This is a genomic window from Auraticoccus cholistanensis, assembly GCF_009742705.1.
Lineage (GTDB): Bacteria > Actinomycetota > Actinomycetes > Propionibacteriales > Propionibacteriaceae > Auraticoccus > Auraticoccus cholistanensis.
Map to the genome: position 1 here is coordinate 21,290 of NZ_WPCU01000009.1, position 18,197 is coordinate 39,486.

General features: G+C 75.3%; 13 protein-coding genes. 11 read left to right on the top strand and 2 right to left on the bottom strand.

Going from position 1 to position 18,197, the window contains the following annotated elements; genetic code table 11:
- Nucleotides 1-138 precede the first annotated feature (138 nt).
- The 7 genes from ssd (at nucleotide 139) to GC722_RS13045 (ending at nucleotide 5,217) form a co-directional block, all read left to right on the top strand.
- Nucleotides 139-1,194: a septum site-determining protein Ssd gene (ssd, locus tag GC722_RS13015; RefSeq protein WP_156610890.1), complete on the top strand. Its 1,056-nt coding sequence runs from the start codon at nucleotides 139-141 to the stop codon at nucleotides 1,192-1,194.
- On the top strand, nucleotides 1,191-2,336 hold the full coding sequence (locus GC722_RS13020; protein WP_331714792.1) for a TadA family conjugal transfer-associated ATPase: 1,146 nt from the start codon (nucleotides 1,191-1,193) through the stop codon (nucleotides 2,334-2,336). The genes ssd and GC722_RS13020 overlap by 4 nt, the downstream gene beginning before the upstream one ends.
- Nucleotides 2,333-3,127: a type II secretion system F family protein gene (locus tag GC722_RS13025; RefSeq protein ID WP_156610892.1), complete on the top strand. Its 795-nt coding sequence runs from the start codon at nucleotides 2,333-2,335 to the stop codon at nucleotides 3,125-3,127. The genes GC722_RS13020 and GC722_RS13025 overlap by 4 nt, the downstream gene beginning before the upstream one ends.
- Entirely contained in the window at nucleotides 3,124-3,885 is a 762-nt protein-coding gene (locus GC722_RS13030) for a type II secretion system F family protein (protein ID WP_156610894.1), read from the top strand. The genes GC722_RS13025 and GC722_RS13030 overlap by 4 nt, the downstream gene beginning before the upstream one ends.
- Nucleotides 3,886-4,139: 254 nt before the next feature.
- On the top strand, nucleotides 4,140-4,364 hold the full coding sequence (locus GC722_RS13035) for a DUF4244 domain-containing protein (RefSeq protein ID WP_156610896.1): 225 nt from the start codon (nucleotides 4,140-4,142) through the stop codon (nucleotides 4,362-4,364).
- Nucleotides 4,365-4,480: 116 nt separating this feature from the next.
- Nucleotides 4,481-4,807: a hypothetical protein gene (locus GC722_RS13040; RefSeq protein ID WP_156610898.1), complete on the top strand. Its 327-nt coding sequence runs from the start codon at nucleotides 4,481-4,483 to the stop codon at nucleotides 4,805-4,807.
- Nucleotides 4,804-5,217, top strand: coding sequence for an Rv3654c family TadE-like protein (locus GC722_RS13045; protein ID WP_197430148.1), 414 nt, complete (start codon nucleotides 4,804-4,806; stop codon nucleotides 5,215-5,217). The genes GC722_RS13040 and GC722_RS13045 overlap by 4 nt, the downstream gene beginning before the upstream one ends.
- 9 nt (nucleotides 5,218-5,226) lie before the next feature.
- On the opposite strand, the gene GC722_RS13050 is transcribed toward GC722_RS13045, so the two are convergent.
- Nucleotides 5,227-7,584: a DEAD/DEAH box helicase gene (locus tag GC722_RS13050; RefSeq protein WP_156610900.1), complete on the bottom strand. Its 2,358-nt coding sequence runs from the start codon at nucleotides 7,582-7,584 to the stop codon at nucleotides 5,227-5,229.
- A gap of 126 nt (nucleotides 7,585-7,710) precedes the next feature.
- On the opposite strand from GC722_RS13050, the gene GC722_RS13055 reads away from it, so the two are divergent.
- Nucleotides 7,711-10,020 (top strand): sodium-translocating pyrophosphatase, encoded by a 2,310-nt coding sequence (locus GC722_RS13055; protein ID WP_156610903.1) that lies wholly within the window; start codon nucleotides 7,711-7,713, stop codon nucleotides 10,018-10,020.
- 168 nt (nucleotides 10,021-10,188) lie between these two features.
- The gene (locus GC722_RS13060) at nucleotides 10,189-11,625 is read left to right on the top strand and encodes a S8 family peptidase (RefSeq protein WP_156610906.1); all 1,437 of its coding nucleotides are present in this window, start codon (nucleotides 10,189-10,191) and stop codon (nucleotides 11,623-11,625) included.
- Between the two features lie 65 nt (nucleotides 11,626-11,690).
- Here GC722_RS13060 and GC722_RS13065 read toward each other — a convergent pair whose 3' ends face one another.
- Nucleotides 11,691-13,064, bottom strand: a complete 1,374-nt coding sequence (locus GC722_RS13065; protein WP_156610908.1) for a dicarboxylate/amino acid:cation symporter — start codon at nucleotides 13,062-13,064, stop codon at nucleotides 11,691-11,693.
- Nucleotides 13,065-13,591: 527 nt separating this feature from the next.
- Between GC722_RS13065 and GC722_RS13070 the strand changes: the two genes are divergently transcribed.
- Nucleotides 13,592-15,127: a DUF7059 domain-containing protein gene (locus tag GC722_RS13070; RefSeq protein WP_156610909.1), complete on the top strand. Its 1,536-nt coding sequence runs from the start codon at nucleotides 13,592-13,594 to the stop codon at nucleotides 15,125-15,127.
- Nucleotides 15,128-15,323: 196 nt separating this feature from the next.
- Nucleotides 15,324-18,194 (top strand): type I DNA topoisomerase, encoded by a 2,871-nt coding sequence (topA, locus tag GC722_RS13075; RefSeq protein ID WP_331714793.1) that lies wholly within the window; start codon nucleotides 15,324-15,326, stop codon nucleotides 18,192-18,194.
- Nucleotides 18,195-18,197: the final 3 nt, after the last annotated feature.

Genomic DNA, 18,197 nt, shown 5'->3' on the forward strand with positions numbered 1-18,197 from the left:
ATTGTGACCCCGATCACCCTCGATGGGAAGACCTGTGGGGCACTGGTCTGACCGCGGGTCGTCCACAGCCGCGGGAGGCCGTCCACAGGTCCCCGGCGTCGCCGTGCGGCGGACGGCCCGGGCGACCACGGTCGCGGCATGCGGAGCACGGGCGGAGGTCCCTCGGGCGGACCGGTGGCGCTGGTCAGCGGCGACGAGGAGCTGGCGGCGGGTTTCCTGGCGGCGGCGGCCGCCGCCGGCGTCGAGGTGCAGCAGGTGCACCGCGCCGAGGAGCTGCGGCCGGTGTGGGTCTCGGCCCCGCAGGTCTACCTCGGCCTCGACGTCGCCGAGCTGGTGCAGGCGGCGGGGCTGCGTGGCCGTCCTGGGGTGGGCCTGCTGGCCCGCCGGGGCAGCCCGGCGCTGAGCCGGTGGTCCGCCGCGCTGGACGCCTGCGTCATCGAGCTGCCCGACGTCGACGGGGTGCTGATGTCACGGCTGGCCGCCTCCGCCGGCAGCTCGGGCGGTGAGCTGGTGGTGCTGGTGGGCGCCGCCGGCGGGGTGGGCGTGTCCACCTCGGCGCTGGCCGTGGGGCGGGCGCTGGCCGAGCAGGAGTTCCGGGTCGTGGTGGTCGACCTGGACCCGTTGGGCGGCGGGCTCGACCTGACCGCCGGGGCCGAGCAGCTGCCCGGCTGGCGCTGGCCCGAGCTCGCCGCCGCCAGCGGGCAGGTGGGCGACCTCGGCGGCCACCTGCCGCAGGTCGAGGGGCTGGACCTGCTGGCGATGCCGCGGCGCGAGGGTGCGGTGCCCGGTCCGGCCGCGGTCGCCTCGGTGCTCGCCTCGGCGCGGCGCTGGTACGACGTCTGCCTGGTCGACGGGGCCTCCGGCGAGGGGGCGGAGGCCGCCGAGGCGCTGGCTGCGGCGTCACGGTGCTGGTTGCTGGTGCGGGCCGAGCTGCAGGGGCTGGCCGCCGGCGCCCGGCGGTGCGACCGGCTGCGGGCGGCCGGGCACCGCGTCGAGCTCGTGGTGGTCGCGGCCCCGGCGGCGGGGGTGGGCAGGCAGGCGGTGGAGCAGGCGGTGGGCGCGCCCGTGGTGGCCGTGGTCCCCGAGGACCGGCGGCTGCGCGGCGGCGTCGCACGGGGCGAGCGGGCGCTGGCCAGCGGCTCGCGGCGGTGGCGGCGGGCGGTGCGCCGGCTGGCGGCGGAGGTGCTCGCGTGAGCGCCGACACCGGTGAGCTGGACCTGCTGCGTCCCCGGCTGGCCGAGCTGGGGCGCGAACCCGGCCCCGCCGACGTGGCGGGTGAGATGCGTCGGCTCGGCTGGGTGGTCACCGACGAGTCCCTGCTGCACACCATGGAGGCGCTGCGGCGCGACGCCACCGGCGCGGGTCCGCTGGACCCGCTGCTGCGGCTGCCGGGGGTGACCGACGTCCTGGTCAACGGACCCGAGCACGTCTTCATCGACCGGGGCCAGGGTCTGGAGCGGGTCGCCACCAGGTTCGCCGACGACGACGAGGTGCGCCGGCTCGCCAGCCGGCTGGCGGCTCGCGTGGGCCGGCGGCTGGACGACTCCTCGCCCTTCGTCGACGCCCGGCTGCCCGACGGCACCCGGGTGCACGCGGTGCTGGGCACCCTCGCCGACCCGGGCACCTGCCTGTCGCTGCGCGTGCCGGCGGGCCGCCGGTTCAGCCTGCAGGACTGGGTCGCCTCCGGCTCGCTGCCCGCCGCCGGGGCGGAGCTGCTGCGCCAGCTGGTGGCGTGCCGGGCCGCCTTCCTGGTCTCGGGCGGGACGGGGTCGGGCAAGACCACGCTGCTGGCCTCGCTGCTCTCGCTCGTCCCGGCCCACGAGCGGCTGCTGGTGGTCGAGGACTCCCGCGAGCTGTCCCCGGACCACCCGCACTGCGTGCGCCTCGAGGGTCGGCCGGTCAACGCCGAGGGCGCCGGGGCGGTGTCGCTGACCGACCTGGTCCGCCAGGCGCTGCGGATGCGGCCGGACCGGGTGGTGCTGGGCGAGGTGCGCGGGGCCGAGATCTGCGACCTGCTGACGGCCCTGAACACCGGCCACGAGGGCGGCTGCGGCACCGTGCACGCCAACAGCGCCGCGGACGTGCCGGCACGGCTGGAGGCCCTGGCCGCGCTCGGCGGGATGCTCCCCGACGCCCTGCACTCGCTGGCAGCCGCCGCCCTCGACGCGGTGGTCCACATCCGCCGCGACGGCGACGGGCGACGGCTGGTGGCCGGGATCGACGTGCTCGTCCGGGACGGGCGCACGGTCCGCGCGGTGCCGGCGGTCGGTTTCGGTCCGCGGGGGCTGCGCAAGGACGAGGGCTGCGCCGCCCTCGAGAGGCTGCTGGCCCGGTGAGCGCCCTCGCCGCCCTGCTGGCCGGGCTGGCCGTCTTCTGGCTGGTCCCGCCGGCGGGTGCCCGCGACCTGCGGCGGCTGACCGCCGCACCGCTCCCCGGCCCGCGACGGCCGCGCCGCCGGTCGCCGTGTCCGGCGGTCGCGCCGGCCGCGCTGACCCCGGTGGTGGGAGCGGCCCTGCTGGGCGGGCGCCCGGCCGCCGTGGTGGTGCTCTGCCTGGCCCTGGTGGCCCTCACGGTCGCCGCCGTGGCGCGCACCCACCGTGCGGCGTCCCGCGCCGGGGAGACGTCGGTGGAGGTGGCCCGGGCCTGCAGCGTGCTGGCCGCCGAGCTGCGGATCGGGAAGGTGGCTGGGGAGGCCCTGGTCGACGCCGCCGACGACTGCCCGCTGCTGGCCCGGGCCGCGGCCGTGCACCGCTCCGGCGGGGACGTCGTCCCCGTGCTGCGCGAGCTGGCGGCCGCACCCGGCGGGTCGGGGCTGGCGGCGGTGGCCGACGCCTGGCAGGTGTCGGTGCGGACCGGGGCACCGCTGACCCGTGCCCTGGACCGGGTGTCGGCCGCGCTCGCGGCCGACCGCGCGGTGCACCGGCTGGTGGACGCCGAGCTGTCGGCGCCGCGGGCCACCGGGCGGATGCTCGCGGTGCTGCCGCTGGTCGGCCTGCTGCTGGGCTACGCGGTCGGGGGCGACCCGGTGGCCTTCCTGCTCGGCGGCTGGCAGGGCCAGGGCTGCCTGCTGGCCGGGGTGGTGCTGGCCTGCGCCGGGGTGCTGTGGAGCGAACGGCTGGCCCGGTGAACGGCTGGACGTGGGTGGCGGCCGGGCTGGCCGCACTGGCCGCGGCGGCCTGGGTGCGGGACCAGCCCGGCCTCGTGCGGTCCGCCGCCGCCTCGCCCGCCCGCGGCGGCCGGCCGCGCTGGCTCGGGTGGTGCCGCGGGCGGCCCGACGCCGTGCCGATGAGGACCCGGGTGCTGCTGGCCGTGCCGGTGGCGGCGGTGGCGCTGCTGCTGGTGGAGCGGCCGGCCCCGCTGGCCCTGCTGGCGGCGCTGCTCGCCGGGCTCGGGGTCTGGGTCGCGACGGGCCGGGTGGAGTCCGAGGAGCACCGGCGACGCCGGGAGCGGCTGCTGGCGGCGTGGCCTCGCACCTGGGAGCTGCTGGCCTGCTGCGTCGAGGCCGGGCTGCCGCTGGTGCAGGCCTGCCGGGCGGTCGCCGCCGTCCCCGAGGACCCGGCCGCGGAGGTGCTGCGGACGGTGGTGGCGAGGGTCGACGTGGGGATGAGCGAGGAGCAGGCGCTGCTCGAGCTGCGTGACGACCCCCTGGTGGGCCGGGTGGTCGCCGACCTGGCCCGCGGCCTGCGGTCCGGCACCGGCATGACCGAGCTGCTGCTGGCCCACGCCGCCGAGGCCCGCGACAGCCACCACGCCGCGCTGCAGTCGAGGGCCAAGGCGGTCGGTGTGCGCAGCGTGCTGCCGCTGATGACCTGCTACCTGCCCGCCTTCTTCCTGGTGGGCATCGTCCCGGTCATCGGGGGAGCGGTCACCGCCCTGCTCCGGTGACCTGCCCGTCCGACCCGACCGCCCCGCGTCCCGGTCCGCCGTCCGGCGGGCCGGGGCTCGGTGCTGCCCCCGCGCCGTGGGGTGCACCCCGCCGCGACGCACAGGCGGGCCCGACCTCCGGGTCTCGTCCACAGGCCGGTGCGGCGGGGGAACCGACCCGGCCGCCGGCGCCGACGGTGGGGGCAGGCCGAGGGGCCAGGTGCCCACCCGGGCGCCGAGGAGCAGGCGAGGGGCCTGCGAGAAGGGAGTGGACCATGTCCGAGCACGAGACCGCCGTGGTGGCGACGCAGGAGACCGAGGACGTCGCCGGTCGCGACGACCGCGGCATGACGACGGCGGAGTACGCGGTCGGCACCGTCGCGGCGGTGAGCTTCGGCGGGGTGCTGGTGAAGATCCTCACCGACGAGAACCTGCGCAACCTGATCCTGCAGATCATCCTGTGGATCCTCGAGACCGTCAGCGGCGTGGTGCTGTCGTGAACGGCGTGGCGGGCCGCGGGCGCTTCCCCGGCCCGCCACGTCCCCCACGAACCCCACGGCCTTCGCGTCGTGCCGCGGCACCGGCCACGACCGTCAGGAGCCGGAGCAGCCGGGGGATGGTGACCGCGGAGCTCGCGGTGGGGGTCCTGGCCAGTGTGGTGCTGACGGTGCTGCTCGCGGGGACGCTCGGCCTGGTGGGGGTGGAGCTGACGAACCGGGCCGTCGCCTCGGAGGTGGCCGAGCTGGTGGCCCGAGGGGACCGCGACGCCGCCGAGCAGGTGCGCCGCCGCGCCGGCGGACCGGTCCGGGTGACCGTGGAGACCTCGCCCGGCGGGGTGGTGGTGACCGCCTCGTGCACCGTCGACCCGGTGGGCAGGCTGGGGCCGGAGGTGACGCTGAGCTCGGTGGCCCGGGTCAGCTGGCAGCCGGGGGAGGCGCCGTGAGCGCGGGCGTCCGCGGCGGCTCGCGACCCGGAGCGGGACGTGGGGAGCGGGGGTCGGGCACCGGGCTGACCGTGGCGGTGGTCGCGGTGCTGGCGCTGGTGGCCACGGCGGTCGCCCTGGTCGGGTCCGCCGCCCTGCACACCGGGCGGGCCCGCGCGGTGGCCGACCTGGCTGCGCTGGCGGGGGCGAGGGCGCTGTCCGAGGCCGGCGAGGGGTGTGCGGCCGCCCGCCGCACCGCCGAGCTGAACGGGGCCCGGCTGCAGGACTGCCGGGTGGAGGGCGACGCGATCAGCTTCGTGGTGTCGGTCCGGGTGCGGGTGGAGCTGCCGCTGCGGACGCCCGGTCTGCCTCGCCACGTCCAGGCCGACGCCCACGCCGGCACGGCAGACCTGGCCGCGGCCCGGCCGTGACGGGTGCGCTCAGTCCCGGCCGAGGACGCCCGCCAGCAACCGGGCGGCCGAGGGCTTGTCCAGCACCTGGTTCTGGTTGCCGCACTTGGGCGAGACCACGCAGGCCGGGCAACCGGTGTCGCAGCGGCACTGCCGGAGCCGGTCGAGGGTGGCGCCGAGCCACTGCTCCACCACCGCGTACGCGTGCTCGGCGAAGCCCGCCCCGCCCGGGTGGCCGTCGTGGACGAAGATCGTGCAGGCCGAGGTGTCCGGATGCAGCACCGTGGAGAGCCCGCCGATGTCCCAGCGGTCGCAGGGGGCGAAGGCCGGCAGCAGCCCGATGGCGGTGTGCTCGGCCCCGTGGGCGGCGCCGGCGAGCGCCAGGTCGGAGAGCGCCAGCTCGGCGAGCAGCTCCTCGTCCACGGTCAGCCACATCGACTGGGTGGCCAGCACGCGGCGGGGCAGGTCGAGCGGGGTGGAGTCCCACACCGCCCCGCTGACGGCGTCGCGGCGCAGGTACCCCGTCACCTGCGAGGCCACCTCGACGTCGCCGAGGTGCACCCCGGCGCCCGGCAGCCGGCGGCGGACGTGCTCCCGCAGCACCCGGACGTCGCTGACCGACTGCGCCTGCGTGCGGAAGGGCGGCTCCTCGGCCCGGGCCACGCACTCGGCCGTCGCGGGGTCGTAGTGCTCGACCACCCAGGTGGTGCCGCGGTGCAGGTACACCGCGCCCTCGTGGACCGACCGGTCGGCGGTGCCGGGGTCGGCCTGGCCCACCACCCGCCCGGTGCCGGCCTCGAGGATCTCGACCGGGCGTCCGCCGGCGCTGCGCAGGTCGATCGCGTCCACGGCACGGTCCGGACGGGTCCAGAACCAGCCCCGTGAGCGGCGCCGCAGCACCCCCTGGTCGGCGAGGCGCTCCGCCGTCGGGATGGTCGCGGGCCCGAACCAGCGCTCGTCCTCGGGGCACAGCGGCAGCTCCTGGGCCGCCGCGGCGAGGTGGGGTCCGAGCACGTAGGGGTTGGCCGGGTGCAGCACGGTCACCTCGACCCGCCCGGAGAACACCGTCTCGGGGTGGTCGAGGAGGTAGCGGTCCAGCGGGTCGTCCCGGGTCAGCAGGGTCACCTCGGCCTGCCCGCCGCGCCGGCCGGCGCGGCCCGCCTGCTGCCAGAAGGCGGCCATCGTGCCCGGGTAGCCGCCGATCACCACCGCGTCGAGCCCGGCCACGTCGATGCCGAGCTCGAGGGCGTTGGTCGCGGCCACCGCCCGCACCGACCCGTCCTGCAACCGGGCCTCGATGCTGCGGCGCTCGGTGGCCAGGTAGCCGCTGCGGTAGGCCTCGGCCACCGGGAGGCCGTCGGGGGCGGCCACCGGCAGACCCACCTCGTCCAGCCGGTCGCGGACCGACATGGCCACCAGCTCGGTGCGCAGCCGCGAGGGCAGGAAGGCCAGCGCCTGCCGGCCGGCGGTGACGTGGGCGGCGAGGGCCTCCGCGGTGTCCTCGTCCACGCCCTGCTCGGGCTCGCGCAGGGTGATGCTGACCTCGCCCCGGGGGGAGCCGTCGCGGTCGACGACGTGCACCTCCTCGGGCTCGACGCCGATCAGCCGGGCGCTGGAGCGCTGCGGTTCGGCGGTGGTGGCCGAAGCCAGCACGAACACCGGGTCCGACCCGTAGTGGGCGCAGAGCCGGCGCAGCCGCCGCAGCACCGCGCTGACGTGCGCGCCGAAGACGCCGCGGTAGCGGTGGGACTCGTCGACCACCACGTGGGTCAGGCAGCCGAGCAGCCGCGACCAGCGCTGGTGAGAGGGCAGCACCGAGCGGTGCACCATGTCGGGGTTGGTCAGCACCAGCGAGGCGTGCTCGCGGGCGAACCGGCGCTCGGCGTCGGAGCTGTCGCCGTCCAGCGCGCCGACCCGCCAGCGCGGCAGCCCCAGGGCCTGGCAGGCGCGCAGCTGGTCGTGGGCCAGCGCCTTGGTGGGGGAGAGGTAGAGCGCGGTGGGGCGACGGACCCCGCGGATCGAGGCCAGCACGTCCTCGCGCGAGGGCCGCCGTCCGGCGCTCGGACCGCCGGCCGCGGTGGGGGCGGCCGGCTCGCCGAGGGCGTCGGCCAGCAGCGGCATCAGATAGGCCAGCGACTTGCCCGACGCCGTGCCCGTGGCCACCACGGTGTGCCGGCCGGCCCGGACGGACTCCGCCGCCTCGACCTGGTGCACCCACGGCCGTTCGACGCCCTGACGGCGTAGCGCCACCACCGCCTCCCCGGGCAGCCACTGCGGCCAGTCGGCGGTCAGAGCGGGTCGGGGCGGCAGCACGTGCAGGTGGCGGAGCGGCTGCTCGTCCCCGCTGCGGCCGCCCGCGGCGGTGGGTGGTCGTGAGGTGATGGTCATCGCCCGCCCAGCCTGACACGGCCCTGCGACGAAAACCGCACAGCGACCCGACCGGCCAGACCAGTACACGTGTGGTTATATGTCCCCGCCTTTGTTCACCGCCGAGCACGCAGCCAGGAGAGCCCTATGCCCATCACCCTCGACGGGTCCAACCTGACGATCGTCGCCGTGGTCGGCGCCATCGCCGCCATCGCCATCGCGATGAGCCTGGTGTTCCGCCGGGAGGTGCTGCGGGCCGGCGAAGGCACCGAGAACATGCAACGCATCGCGCTCGCGGTGCAGGAGGGCGCCGCCGCGTTCCTGGGCCGGCAGTTCCGCACCCTCGGCATCTTCGCCGTGGTCGCGTTCCTGCTGCTGTTCCTGCTCCCGGTCCACGGCGAGGGCGGTGAGTGGCTGCTCAAGATCGCCCGCTCCGTCGCCTTCCTGGTCGGCGCCGGGTTCTCCGCCCTGATCGGCTACCTCGGCATGTGGCTGGCCGTCCGGGCCAACCTCCGCGTCGCCGCGGCCGCCCGGGACGCCGGTCGGGAGCCCGCGATGCGGATCGCCTTCCGCACCGGCGCGTCGGTCGGCATGGCCACCATCGGCTTCGGCCTGCTGGGCGCCGCGGTCGTCGTCCTGATCTTCCGCGGTGACGCCCCCACCATCCTGGAGGGCTTCGGCTTCGGCGCCGCCATGCTGGCCATGTTCATGCGGGTCGGCGGCGGCATCTTCACCAAGGCCGCCGACGTCGGCGCCGACCTGGTCGGCAAGGTCGAGCAGGGCATCCCCGAGGACGACCCCCGCAACGCCGCCACCATCGCCGACAACGTGGGCGACAACGTCGGCGACTGCGCCGGCATGGCCGCCGACCTGTTCGAGTCCTACGCCGTGATGCTGGTCGCCTCGCTGATCCTGGGGCGGGCCGCCTTCGGCGAGGCCGGCCTGGTCTTCCCCCTGATCGTGCCGGCCATCGGCGTGGTCACCGCGCTGATCGGGGTCTACCTGACCAAGCCGCGCACCGGCGAGAACGGCCTGCGGACCATCAACCGCTCCTTCTACCTGTCGGGGATCATCTCCGCGGTGCTGTGCGCGGTCGCCGCCTACCTCTACCTGCCCGGCGACTTCGCCGGGCTGGGCACCGAGGTCCAGTTCAGCGGCCCGGTCGACGACCCGCGCCTGGTCGCCGTCGGCGCGGTGGTCGTCGGCATCGTGCTGGCCATGGTCATCCTGTCGCTGACCGGCTACTACACCGGCACCGAGGACCGGCCCGTCCGCGAGGTCGGCCGCACCTCGCTCACCGGCCCGGCCACGGTCATCCTGGGCGGCATCTCGCTGGGCCTGGAGTCGGCCGTCTACACCGCCCTGGTCATCGCCGCCGCGGTGCTCGGCGCCTTCTCCCTCGGCGGTGGCGGCGTGGTGGGCCTGTTCGCCATCGCCCTGGCCGGCTGCGGCCTGCTGACCACCGTCGGCGTCATCGTGGCGATGGACACCTTCGGCCCCGTCTCCGACAACGCCCAGGGCATCGCGGAGATGTCGGGCGACGTCGACGGCGAGGCGGCGCAGGTGCTGACCGAGCTCGACGCCGTGGGCAACACCACCAAGGCCATCACCAAGGGCATCGCCATCGCCACGGCGGTGCTGGCCGCCACCGCCCTGTTCGGCTCCTTCACCGACGCCGTCGCCGCCGAGCTGGGCGAGGGCTACCAGGGCTTCGTCGACCAGGCGGCCGTCTACGCGCCCACCACCCTGGTGGGCATCGTCATCGGCGCCGCGGTGGTGTTCCTGTTCTCCGGGCTGGCCATCAACGCGGTCGGCCGCGCCGCCGGTGCCGTGGTCTACGAGGTCCGCCGCCAGTTCCGCACCATCCCCGGCATCATGGAGGGCACCGGCAAGCCCGAGTACGGCCGTGTGGTCGACATCGTCACCCGCGACTCGCTCCGCGAGCTGGCCACCCCGGGTCTCCTGGCCGTCTTCGCCCCCATCGCCGTCGGCTTCGGCCTCGGGGCCCCGGCGCTGGCCGGCTACCTCGCCGGCGCGATCGCCTGCGGCACCCTGATGGCGGTCTTCCTGGCCAACTCCGGCGGCGCCTGGGACAACGCCAAGAAGCTGGTCGAGGACGGCAACCACGGCGGCAAGGGCTCCGACGCCCACGCCGCCACGGTGATCGGCGACACCGTCGGCGACCCGTTCAAGGACACCGCCGGCCCGGCGATCAACCCGCTGATCAAGGTGATGAACCTGGTCGCCGTGCTGATCGCGCCCGCCGTGGTGGGGCTGTCCACGCTGGGGTCGGACTCCCCGCTGCGCTACCTGGTCGCCGCCGTGGCGCTGGCCGTGGTGGTGGCCGCGGTGGTGGTCAGCACCCGGCGCGGCAGCACCATGGAGGCCGGTGCGGGCGAGCCCGACCCGACCGGCGAGCGGGTCAGCGACCCGGCGGAGACGAGCCGGCGCTCCTGACCCCTGCACGCACCCGGCCGCACCGGTCCGTCCCGCTGGGGGCGGACCGGTGCTGTGCGTGGGGGGCCGGGGAGGGTGTCAGCGGCGCCGTCTAGGTTGGCTGGCACCCCAACGATCCGAGCGTCCGCGTCCGAACCGGCCGGTCGCTCCACCCCCCGGAGGTCCCTCATGCCCCTGCACGACCCCACCCCCCGCCGGCACCGGCCGGTCGCCGTCCTGGCGGCCCTCGGTCTCGGCCTGGCCGGTCTGGCCGCCCCCGCCGCCGCCGCTCCCGGCGCCGACGGCGAGCTGATGAGCTACGTCGTCAACACCCGCCCCAGCGCGGCCCAGACCGAGCGCGCCGAGCAGGCCGTCGAGGCAGCCGGCGGCACCGTGGTGCAGTCCTGGCCGCAGATCGGCGTCGTGGTCGCCCACTCCGACTCCGACAGCTTCAGCGCCGACGTCCGCACCGGCCGGCTCGGCCGCTCCGTCGTCTCCGTCGGCGCCACCCGCACCGCCGCCGTGGAGGTGCCCGAGGCCGGTCCCCAGCTCCGCGTCGCCCGCACCGGCGACACCTTCGCCGAGCGCCAGGGCGTCTCCGCCACCGAGGTGGTCGCCACGGACCCGCGCGAGGCGGAGCAGTGGGACATGGCCCAGATCGGCGCCGACGTGGCCGACGACGGCAGCAGCGACGTGGTCGTCGGGGTGCTCGACAGCGGCATCGACGACACCCACCCCGACCTGGCCCCGAACCTGGACGCCTCCCGCTCGGTCGGCTGCACCGACGCCGGTGTCCCCGACACCGACCGGTCGGCCTGGATCCCCACCACCAGCGACCACGGCACCCACGTCGCGGGCACCATCGCCGCCGCCCGCAACGGCATCGGCATCGTCGGGGTCGCACCGGAGTCGACGCTGACCTCCATCAAGGTCGTGAACGACGACGGGTTCATCTACCCCGAGTACGCGATCTGCGGCTTCGTCTGGGCCGCCGAGCACGACGTCGACGTCACCAACAACAGCTACTACATCGACCCCTGGCAGTTCTGGTGCGGCTCCGACCCCGACCAGGCGGCAGTCAAGGAGGCCGTCACCCGGGCGGTGGAGTACTCCGAGAAGCGGGGCGTGGTGAGCGCCGCGGCCGCCGGCAACTCCAACTACGACCTGGCCCACAAGACGACCGACTCCAGCAGCCCCAACGACACCACCCCGGTCACCCGCGACCTCGACGCCGGCTGCCTCGACCTGCCCGCCGAGATCGACGGCGTGGTCACCGTGGCCTCCAACGACGTGGACGTGCTCAAGTCCAGCTTCTCCAACTACGGCGAGGGCGTCATCGACGTCACCGCCCCGGGCAGCCGGATCCTCTCCACCACCCTGAACGGCGGCTACGGGCTGAAGTCGGGCACCTCGATGGCCTCCCCGCACGCGGCCGGTGTGCTGGCGCTGCTGAAGGCCGAGCACCCAGGGGCCAAGCCGGCCCAGCTGGTGCGGATGCTCACCAGGCAGGCCGACGACGTCGCCTGCCCCGACGACGACCGCTGCACCGGCACCACCGACGACAACGCCTTCTACGGCGAGGGCCTCGTCGACGCCGCCGAGGCCACCGGGGACGCCCGTCCCTGACCTGCGGACGCACGACGGCCCGGCACCTGCGAGGTGCCGGGCCGTCGTGGTGCTGTGGAGGACCGTCAGGCCGGGACGGCGATCTTCTCCTGGCTGGCGCTGTCGCTCGGGTCGCGGTCGACCTCGATCGAGCTGACGTTGGCCGAGTTGTAGACCTGCTCGTCCAACAGGCCGTTGCGCTTGGCCACGATGAGCGGCACCAGGGCCTGGCCGGCCACGTTGGTGGCGGTCCGCATCATGTCCAGGATCGGGTCGATGGCCAGCAGCAGACCCACGCCCTCCAGCGGCAGACCCAGCGTGGACAGGGTCAGGGTCAGCATCACCACGGCGCCGGTCAGGCCGGCGGTGGCCGCCGAGCCCACGACCGAGACGAAGGCGATCAGCAGGTACTGCGGCAGCCCCAGCTCGATGCCGAACAGCTGGGCGACGGTGATGGCGGCCAGCGCCGGGTAGATGGCGGCGCAGCCGTCCATCTTGGTGGTGGCGCCGAAGGGCACCGCGAAGGAGGCGTAGTCCGGCGAGACACCCAGGTTCCGGGTGACGACCCGCTGGGTCAGCGGCAGGGTGCCGACCGAGGAGCGGGAGACGAAGGCGAACTGGATGGCCGGCCAGGCACCGGCGAAGTAGCGCCGGGCGCTGAGACCGTGGGCCTTCACCAGCACCGGGTACAGCACGAAGAGCACGATCGCGCAGCCGATGTAGACGTCGGCGGTGAAGACGGCGAGCGGGCCGATCAGGTCCCAGCCGTAGTTGGCGACCGCGCGCCCGATCAGGCCGGCGGTGCCGATGGGGGCGAGCCGGATGACCCACCACACCAGCTTCTGCACGATCTCGAGCACGCTGCGGTTGAAGGCGAGGAAGGGCTCGGCCTTCTCACCCACGGCCAGCGCCGCCGCGCCGAGGGCGATGCCGAGCACCACCAGCTGCAGCACGTTGAACGACAGCGAGACGCCGTCGTCGGAGCTGGAGGCCTGCAGACCCAGGATGTTGGCCGGCACGATCGAGGAGAGGAAGTCCAGCCAGGTGCCCTGGGTGGAGGGGGCCTCGGCGCCGGCGGTGTCGATGGTGGCGCGGGCGCCGGGGTTGGTCAGCAGCCCGATGGTGATGCCGATGACCACCGAGATCAGCGAGGTGATGGCGAACCACACCAGGGTCTGGACCGCCAGCCGGGCGGCGTTGGTGACCTGGCGCAGGTTGGCGATGGAGACGATGATCGCGGTCAGCACCAGCGGCACGACGATCACCCGCAGCAGGCTGACGAAGGTGCTGCCGACGGTGGAGAGCGTGGTGCTCAGCCAGTCGAGGGAGTAGGTGCGGGCCAGGAAGCCGAGCGCGATGCCGGCCACGAGGCCGAGCAGCACCTGGGCCCAGAAGGGGAACCGGGCGCGGCGGGGGGTGACGCCCCGGTCCGCGGAGGGCTCCGTCACGGAGGTGGACATGAGGTGTGCCTTTCGAGAGCGGGGCACGTCGACGCCCACGATGTGCTGACGACGCAGCCCCAGAGCTGGAGGGGAGGGGTTGGAGAGGGGTGGGGTGGAGCCGTCAGGCCCGACAGCCGCTGCTGGCCACCAGGGCGAGGTCCACGTGGCGCCGCCGCCGCAGCGGCACCCACTTCCGTGTCATCACGCGAAGGCCAACCCGGCCCGCCCGGCCTCTATTCCCGCCCCACCCCGACAACCTGTATGTCGTCGTGGTCACGGTCGGCGTGCCGCGGCGTGTCGCGCTGTACGGAGCCCATGGCGTACACGTCCTCAGGGGCGACGCCCGGGCACCGCGCGGCCGCGCCGTGAGCAGCGCGGTCCGGGCACGCGGGCCGGGTGGCGGGTGCTGCGCCCTGGGAACGTGTACGCCGACGCTCCCGGACACGACGACACGCCGCGACACGCCGACCGTGACCGCGACGACATACACGCGGGCGGGGTGGGGGTGGGGACGGCGGGGGCGGAGGTGGTCTAGGTTGCCCGGCATGGTGCCCCGCCCCGAGGTGATCCGCCCCCCGCTGGAGGAGGTCGACCGGCTGCGCGACCGCTTCCTCGAGGTCGGGTGGCGCACCGACGACGTGCTGGGGCTGATCGGCGCCGCCGGCCAGGCCGGGCTGGGCCGCAACTCCACCGTGCCGGCCGAGCGGGCCCTCGCCGGCGACCGGTCGCCGCTGGCCACGCTGACCCGGCTCTGGCTGCTGCAGCGGGAGGTGGCCGAGGCGGACCTGCGGCGGGCGCTGGGTCCCAGCACCGACGACCTCCTCGCCGCCGGGTTGCTCGGGCTCGACGGCGACCGGGCCCGGGCGCTGGTGGACGTGCGCCCCTACGGCAGCGAGGACGACGGCGCCAGCGGCTGGCTGGTCTCGGACCTGACCCCGGGGCTGGACCAGCAGGTCGCCCCGATGCGGCCCGACTACGTGCTGGGTGCTTCTCCGGCCTCCACCACGCTGGCCCAGCTGACCATCCGCCGGCCGGTCGGCCGCGCCTTGGACCTCGGCACCGGCTGCGGGGTGCAGAGCCTGCACCTGAGCCGGCACGCCGACAGCGTGGTCGCCACCGACCTGAACCCCCGCGCGCTCTCGCTCGCGGCGCTCACGCTGCGGCTGAGCGGGGCCCGCACCCCGGCGGGGGAGGAGGTGCAGCTGCGCGCCGGCGACCTCTACCAACCGGTCGCCGGCGAGCGCTTCGACCTGGTGGTCACCAACCCGCCGTACGTGATGGCCCCGCCCTCGGGCTCGGGTGAGCGGCTGGTCTACCGCGAGGGCGCCCTGCCCGGTGACGAGCTGGTGCGCCGGGTGGTGACCGAGGGTGCGGCCCTGCTCGCCGACGGCGGCACCTGCCAGGTGCTGGCCAACTGGGCCCACGTCGCCGGGGAGCCCTGGCAGGAGCGGCTGGCCGGCTGGGTGGAGGGCACCGGCTGCGACCTCCTGGTGCTCCAGCGGGAGGTGCTGGACCCGGCGGAGTACGTCGAGCTGTGGCTGGCCGACGCCGGGCTCACCCGCGACCCCGCCTACCGGGACCGCTGCGATCAGTGGCTGGACTACTTCGAGGCGCTGGGCATCGAGGCGGTCGGGATGGGCTGGATCAGCGTCCACCGAGCCGGCCGCGACGTCCCGCAGGTACGCACCCTCGACTGGCCCCACGCCGTCGAGCAGCCGGTCGGCCCGGCCTTCGCCCGCCAGCAGCAGGGGCTCACCCTCTCGCTGCTGCCCGAGGAGGAGCTGCTGCTCCGGCGGTGGGCGCTGGCCCCCGACGTGGTCCAGGAGACGGTGGGCGCGCCCGGGGCGGCGGACCCCGAGCACATCGTGCTGCGCCAGCAGACCGGGTTCCGCTCCGCGCTGCGGGTGGACACCGCGGTGGCGGGCGTGCTGGGCGCCTGCGACGGCGAGCTGGCCCTCGGGGTCGTGCTGGACGCGGTGGCCAGCCTGCTGGAGCAGGACCCGGTCGCCACCCGCGCCCAGGTGCTGCCCGAGGTGCGCCGGGCGCTGGCCGACGGGCTGCTCAGCGAGCCGGTGCTGTGAATCCACGGGCCGGGCAGGCGGCGGGCTGAACCGGCGGCACCACCCGTCCCGCGCCGCCACCCCGGCCCTGCCCGCAGCCGGGCGTCGCCCACAGCCGGGCGGCTTCGCAGCAGCCTGCGCCGCTCGCTTGGGGGTACGGTGTCCAGCGTGCCCGCGGGGAGGGCCATCCGGGAGCTCCGGACGAGGAGAGGAAGCAGTGGCAGCAACAACACGTCGGCTCGTGATCGTGGAGTCGCCCACCAAGGCGACCAAGATCGCCAGCTTCCTCGGCGACGGCTACGTCGTGCAGTCCAGCCGCGGCCACGTCCGCGACCTCCCCACCGGGGCCGCGGACGTCCCGGCCAAGTACAAGGGCGAGAAGTGGGCCCGCACCGGGGTCAACGTCGAGGCCGGCTTCGAGCCCCTCTACATCGTCCAGCCCGACAAGAAGGGCACCATCCGCGAGCTCAAGCAGGCCCTGGCCGGGGTCGACGAGCTGCTGCTGGCCACCGACGGCGACCGCGAGGGCGAGGCCATCGCCTGGCACCTGCTGCAGGAGCTCAAGCCGAAGGTGCCGGCCCGGCGGATGGTGTTCCACGAGATCACCCCCGGCGCCATCGCCGAGGCGGTGCAGAACCCCCGCGAGCTGGACACCGACCTCGTCGACGCCCAGGAGACCCGCCGGATCCTCGACCGGCTCTACGGCTACGAGGTCTCCCCGGTGCTGTGGAAGAAGGTCATGCCGCGGCTGTCGGCCGGCCGGGTGCAGTCGGTGGCCACCCGCCTGGTGGTCGACCGCGAGCGGGAGCGGATGGCCTTCCGCAGCGCCTCCTACTGGGACGTCGACGCCGTCCTCGCCCCCGGCACCGACGCCGGCTCCGAGGGTGGGGAGGAGGCGTCCACCTTCGGGGCCCGGCTGACCCACGTCGGCGCCCGCCGCGTCGCCCAGGGCCGCGACTTCGACAGCCGGGGGGTGCTGCAGCAGGGCCGCGGCGAGGAGGTCCTGCAGCTCGACGAGACCGCCGCCCGCGAGCTCACCGCCCGGCTCGAGACCGCCGCCTGGTCGGTGACCTCGGTGGAGGCCCGCCCCTACACCCGCAAGCCCTACGCGCCCTTCCGCACCACGACCCTGCAGCAGGAGGCCGGGCGCAAGCTGGGCTTCACCGCCCAGCGGGCGATGTCGGTGGCCCAGGAGCTCTACGAGGGCGGCTTCATCACCTACATGCGGACCGACTCGATCACCCTCTCCACCACCGCGGTGGAGGCGGCCCGGGCCCAGGTCCGCCAGCTCTTCGGCTCGGAGTACCTGCCGGACAAGCCCCGGGTCTACACCTCCAAGGTCAAGAACGCCCAGGAGGCCCACGAGGCCATCCGCCCCGCCGGCGACACCTTCCGCACCCCGGCCCAGACGGGGCTGCGCGGGGACGCCTTCCGGCTCTACGAGCTGATCTGGATGCGCACGGTGGCCTCCCAGATGGCCGACGCCCGCGGGCAGTCGGTCCGGGTCGAGATCGCCGCCACCCCGGGGCAGGGCGAGCCGTGCACCTTCGTCGCCTCGGGCCGCACCATCACCTTCCACGGCTTCCTCAAGGCCTACGTCGAGGCCGTCGACGAGACCGACGGCGCCCAGTCCGACGACGCCCAGGCCCGGCTGCCGCAGCTGGACGAGGGCCAGCCGCTGGAGCAGCGCGAGCTGAGCGCCAACGGCCACGAGACCAAGCCGCCGGCCCGCTACACCGAGCCCTCGCTGGTGGCGAAGCTGGAGGAGCTGGAGATCGGCCGGCCCTCCACCTACGCCTCGATCATCCGCACCATCACCAGCCGCGACTACGTGTTCAAGAAGGGCTCGGCGCTGGTGCCGACCTGGCTGGCCTTCGCGGTCACCCGGCTGCTGGAGGAGCACTTCGCCAAGCTGGTCGACTACCAGTTCACCGCCGACATGGAGGACACCCTCGACGAGGTCGCCGGCGGCCGCGCGGAGCGGCTCTCGGTGCTCAGCGACTTCTACTTCGGCGCCCGCGACGGCGCCGAGGGGGTCGGCGCCGCCACCGGTCGGTCCGGGCTGCACACCCTGGTCAGCGAGCTGGGCGACATCGACGCCCGCCGGCTGTCCACCTTCGAGCTCGGCGACGTCGACTCCGGCATCGTCGTGCGGGTGGGCCGCTACGGCACCTACGTGGAGGACGCCGAGGGACGCCGGGCCAACGTGGCCGACGACCTGCCTCCCGACGAGCTGACCGTCGAGAAGGCCCGCGAGCTGCTCAGCCGCCCGATGGGGGAGGAGCGCGAGGTCGGCACCGACCCCGAGACCGGGCGCACCGTCGTGGCCCGCAACGGCCGCTTCGGGCCCTACGTCACCGAGGTGCTGGAGGAGGACGCCCCCAAGGGGGCCAAGCCGCGCACCGGCTCGCTGTTCGCCTCGATGACGGTCGAGGACGTCACCCTGGAGCAGGCGCTGCGCCTGCTCAGCCTCCCCCGGGTGGTGGGCACCGACCCCGACGGCGTCGAGATCACCGCCCAGAACGGTCGCTACGGCCCCTACCTGAAGAGGGGCACCGACTCGCGCTCGCTGAGCAGCGAGGACCAGATCTTCGACATCACCCTCGACGAGGCGCTGGCCATCTACGCCCAGCCCAAGCAGCGCGGCCGGGCGGCGGCCAAGCCGCCGCTGAAGGAGCTCGGCCCGGACCCGGTCTCGGGCGCGCCGATGGTGGTCAAGGACGGCCGCTTCGGCGCCTACGTGACCGACGGGGAGTACAACGCCACCCTGCGCCAGGGCGACGACGTGGCCACCCTGACCCCCGAGCGGGCGGCCGAGCTGCTGGCCGAGAAGCGGGCCAAGGGCCCGGCCAAGAAGACCGCCAAGCGGGCGACCAGGTCGACCGCGGCCAAGAAGACGTCGGCCAGCACCGCGAAGAAGGCGACCGCCAAGAAGACCCCCGCCAAGAAGACGGCCGCCAAGAAGACCGCGGCCGCGAAGACGACGGCGACGAAGGCCACGACGACCACGGCGAAGAAGACCGCGGCGACCTCGGCAGCGACCGCCGGCAGGAGCTCCGCCGGGTCGTCCGGCAGCACCGACGGGTGATCC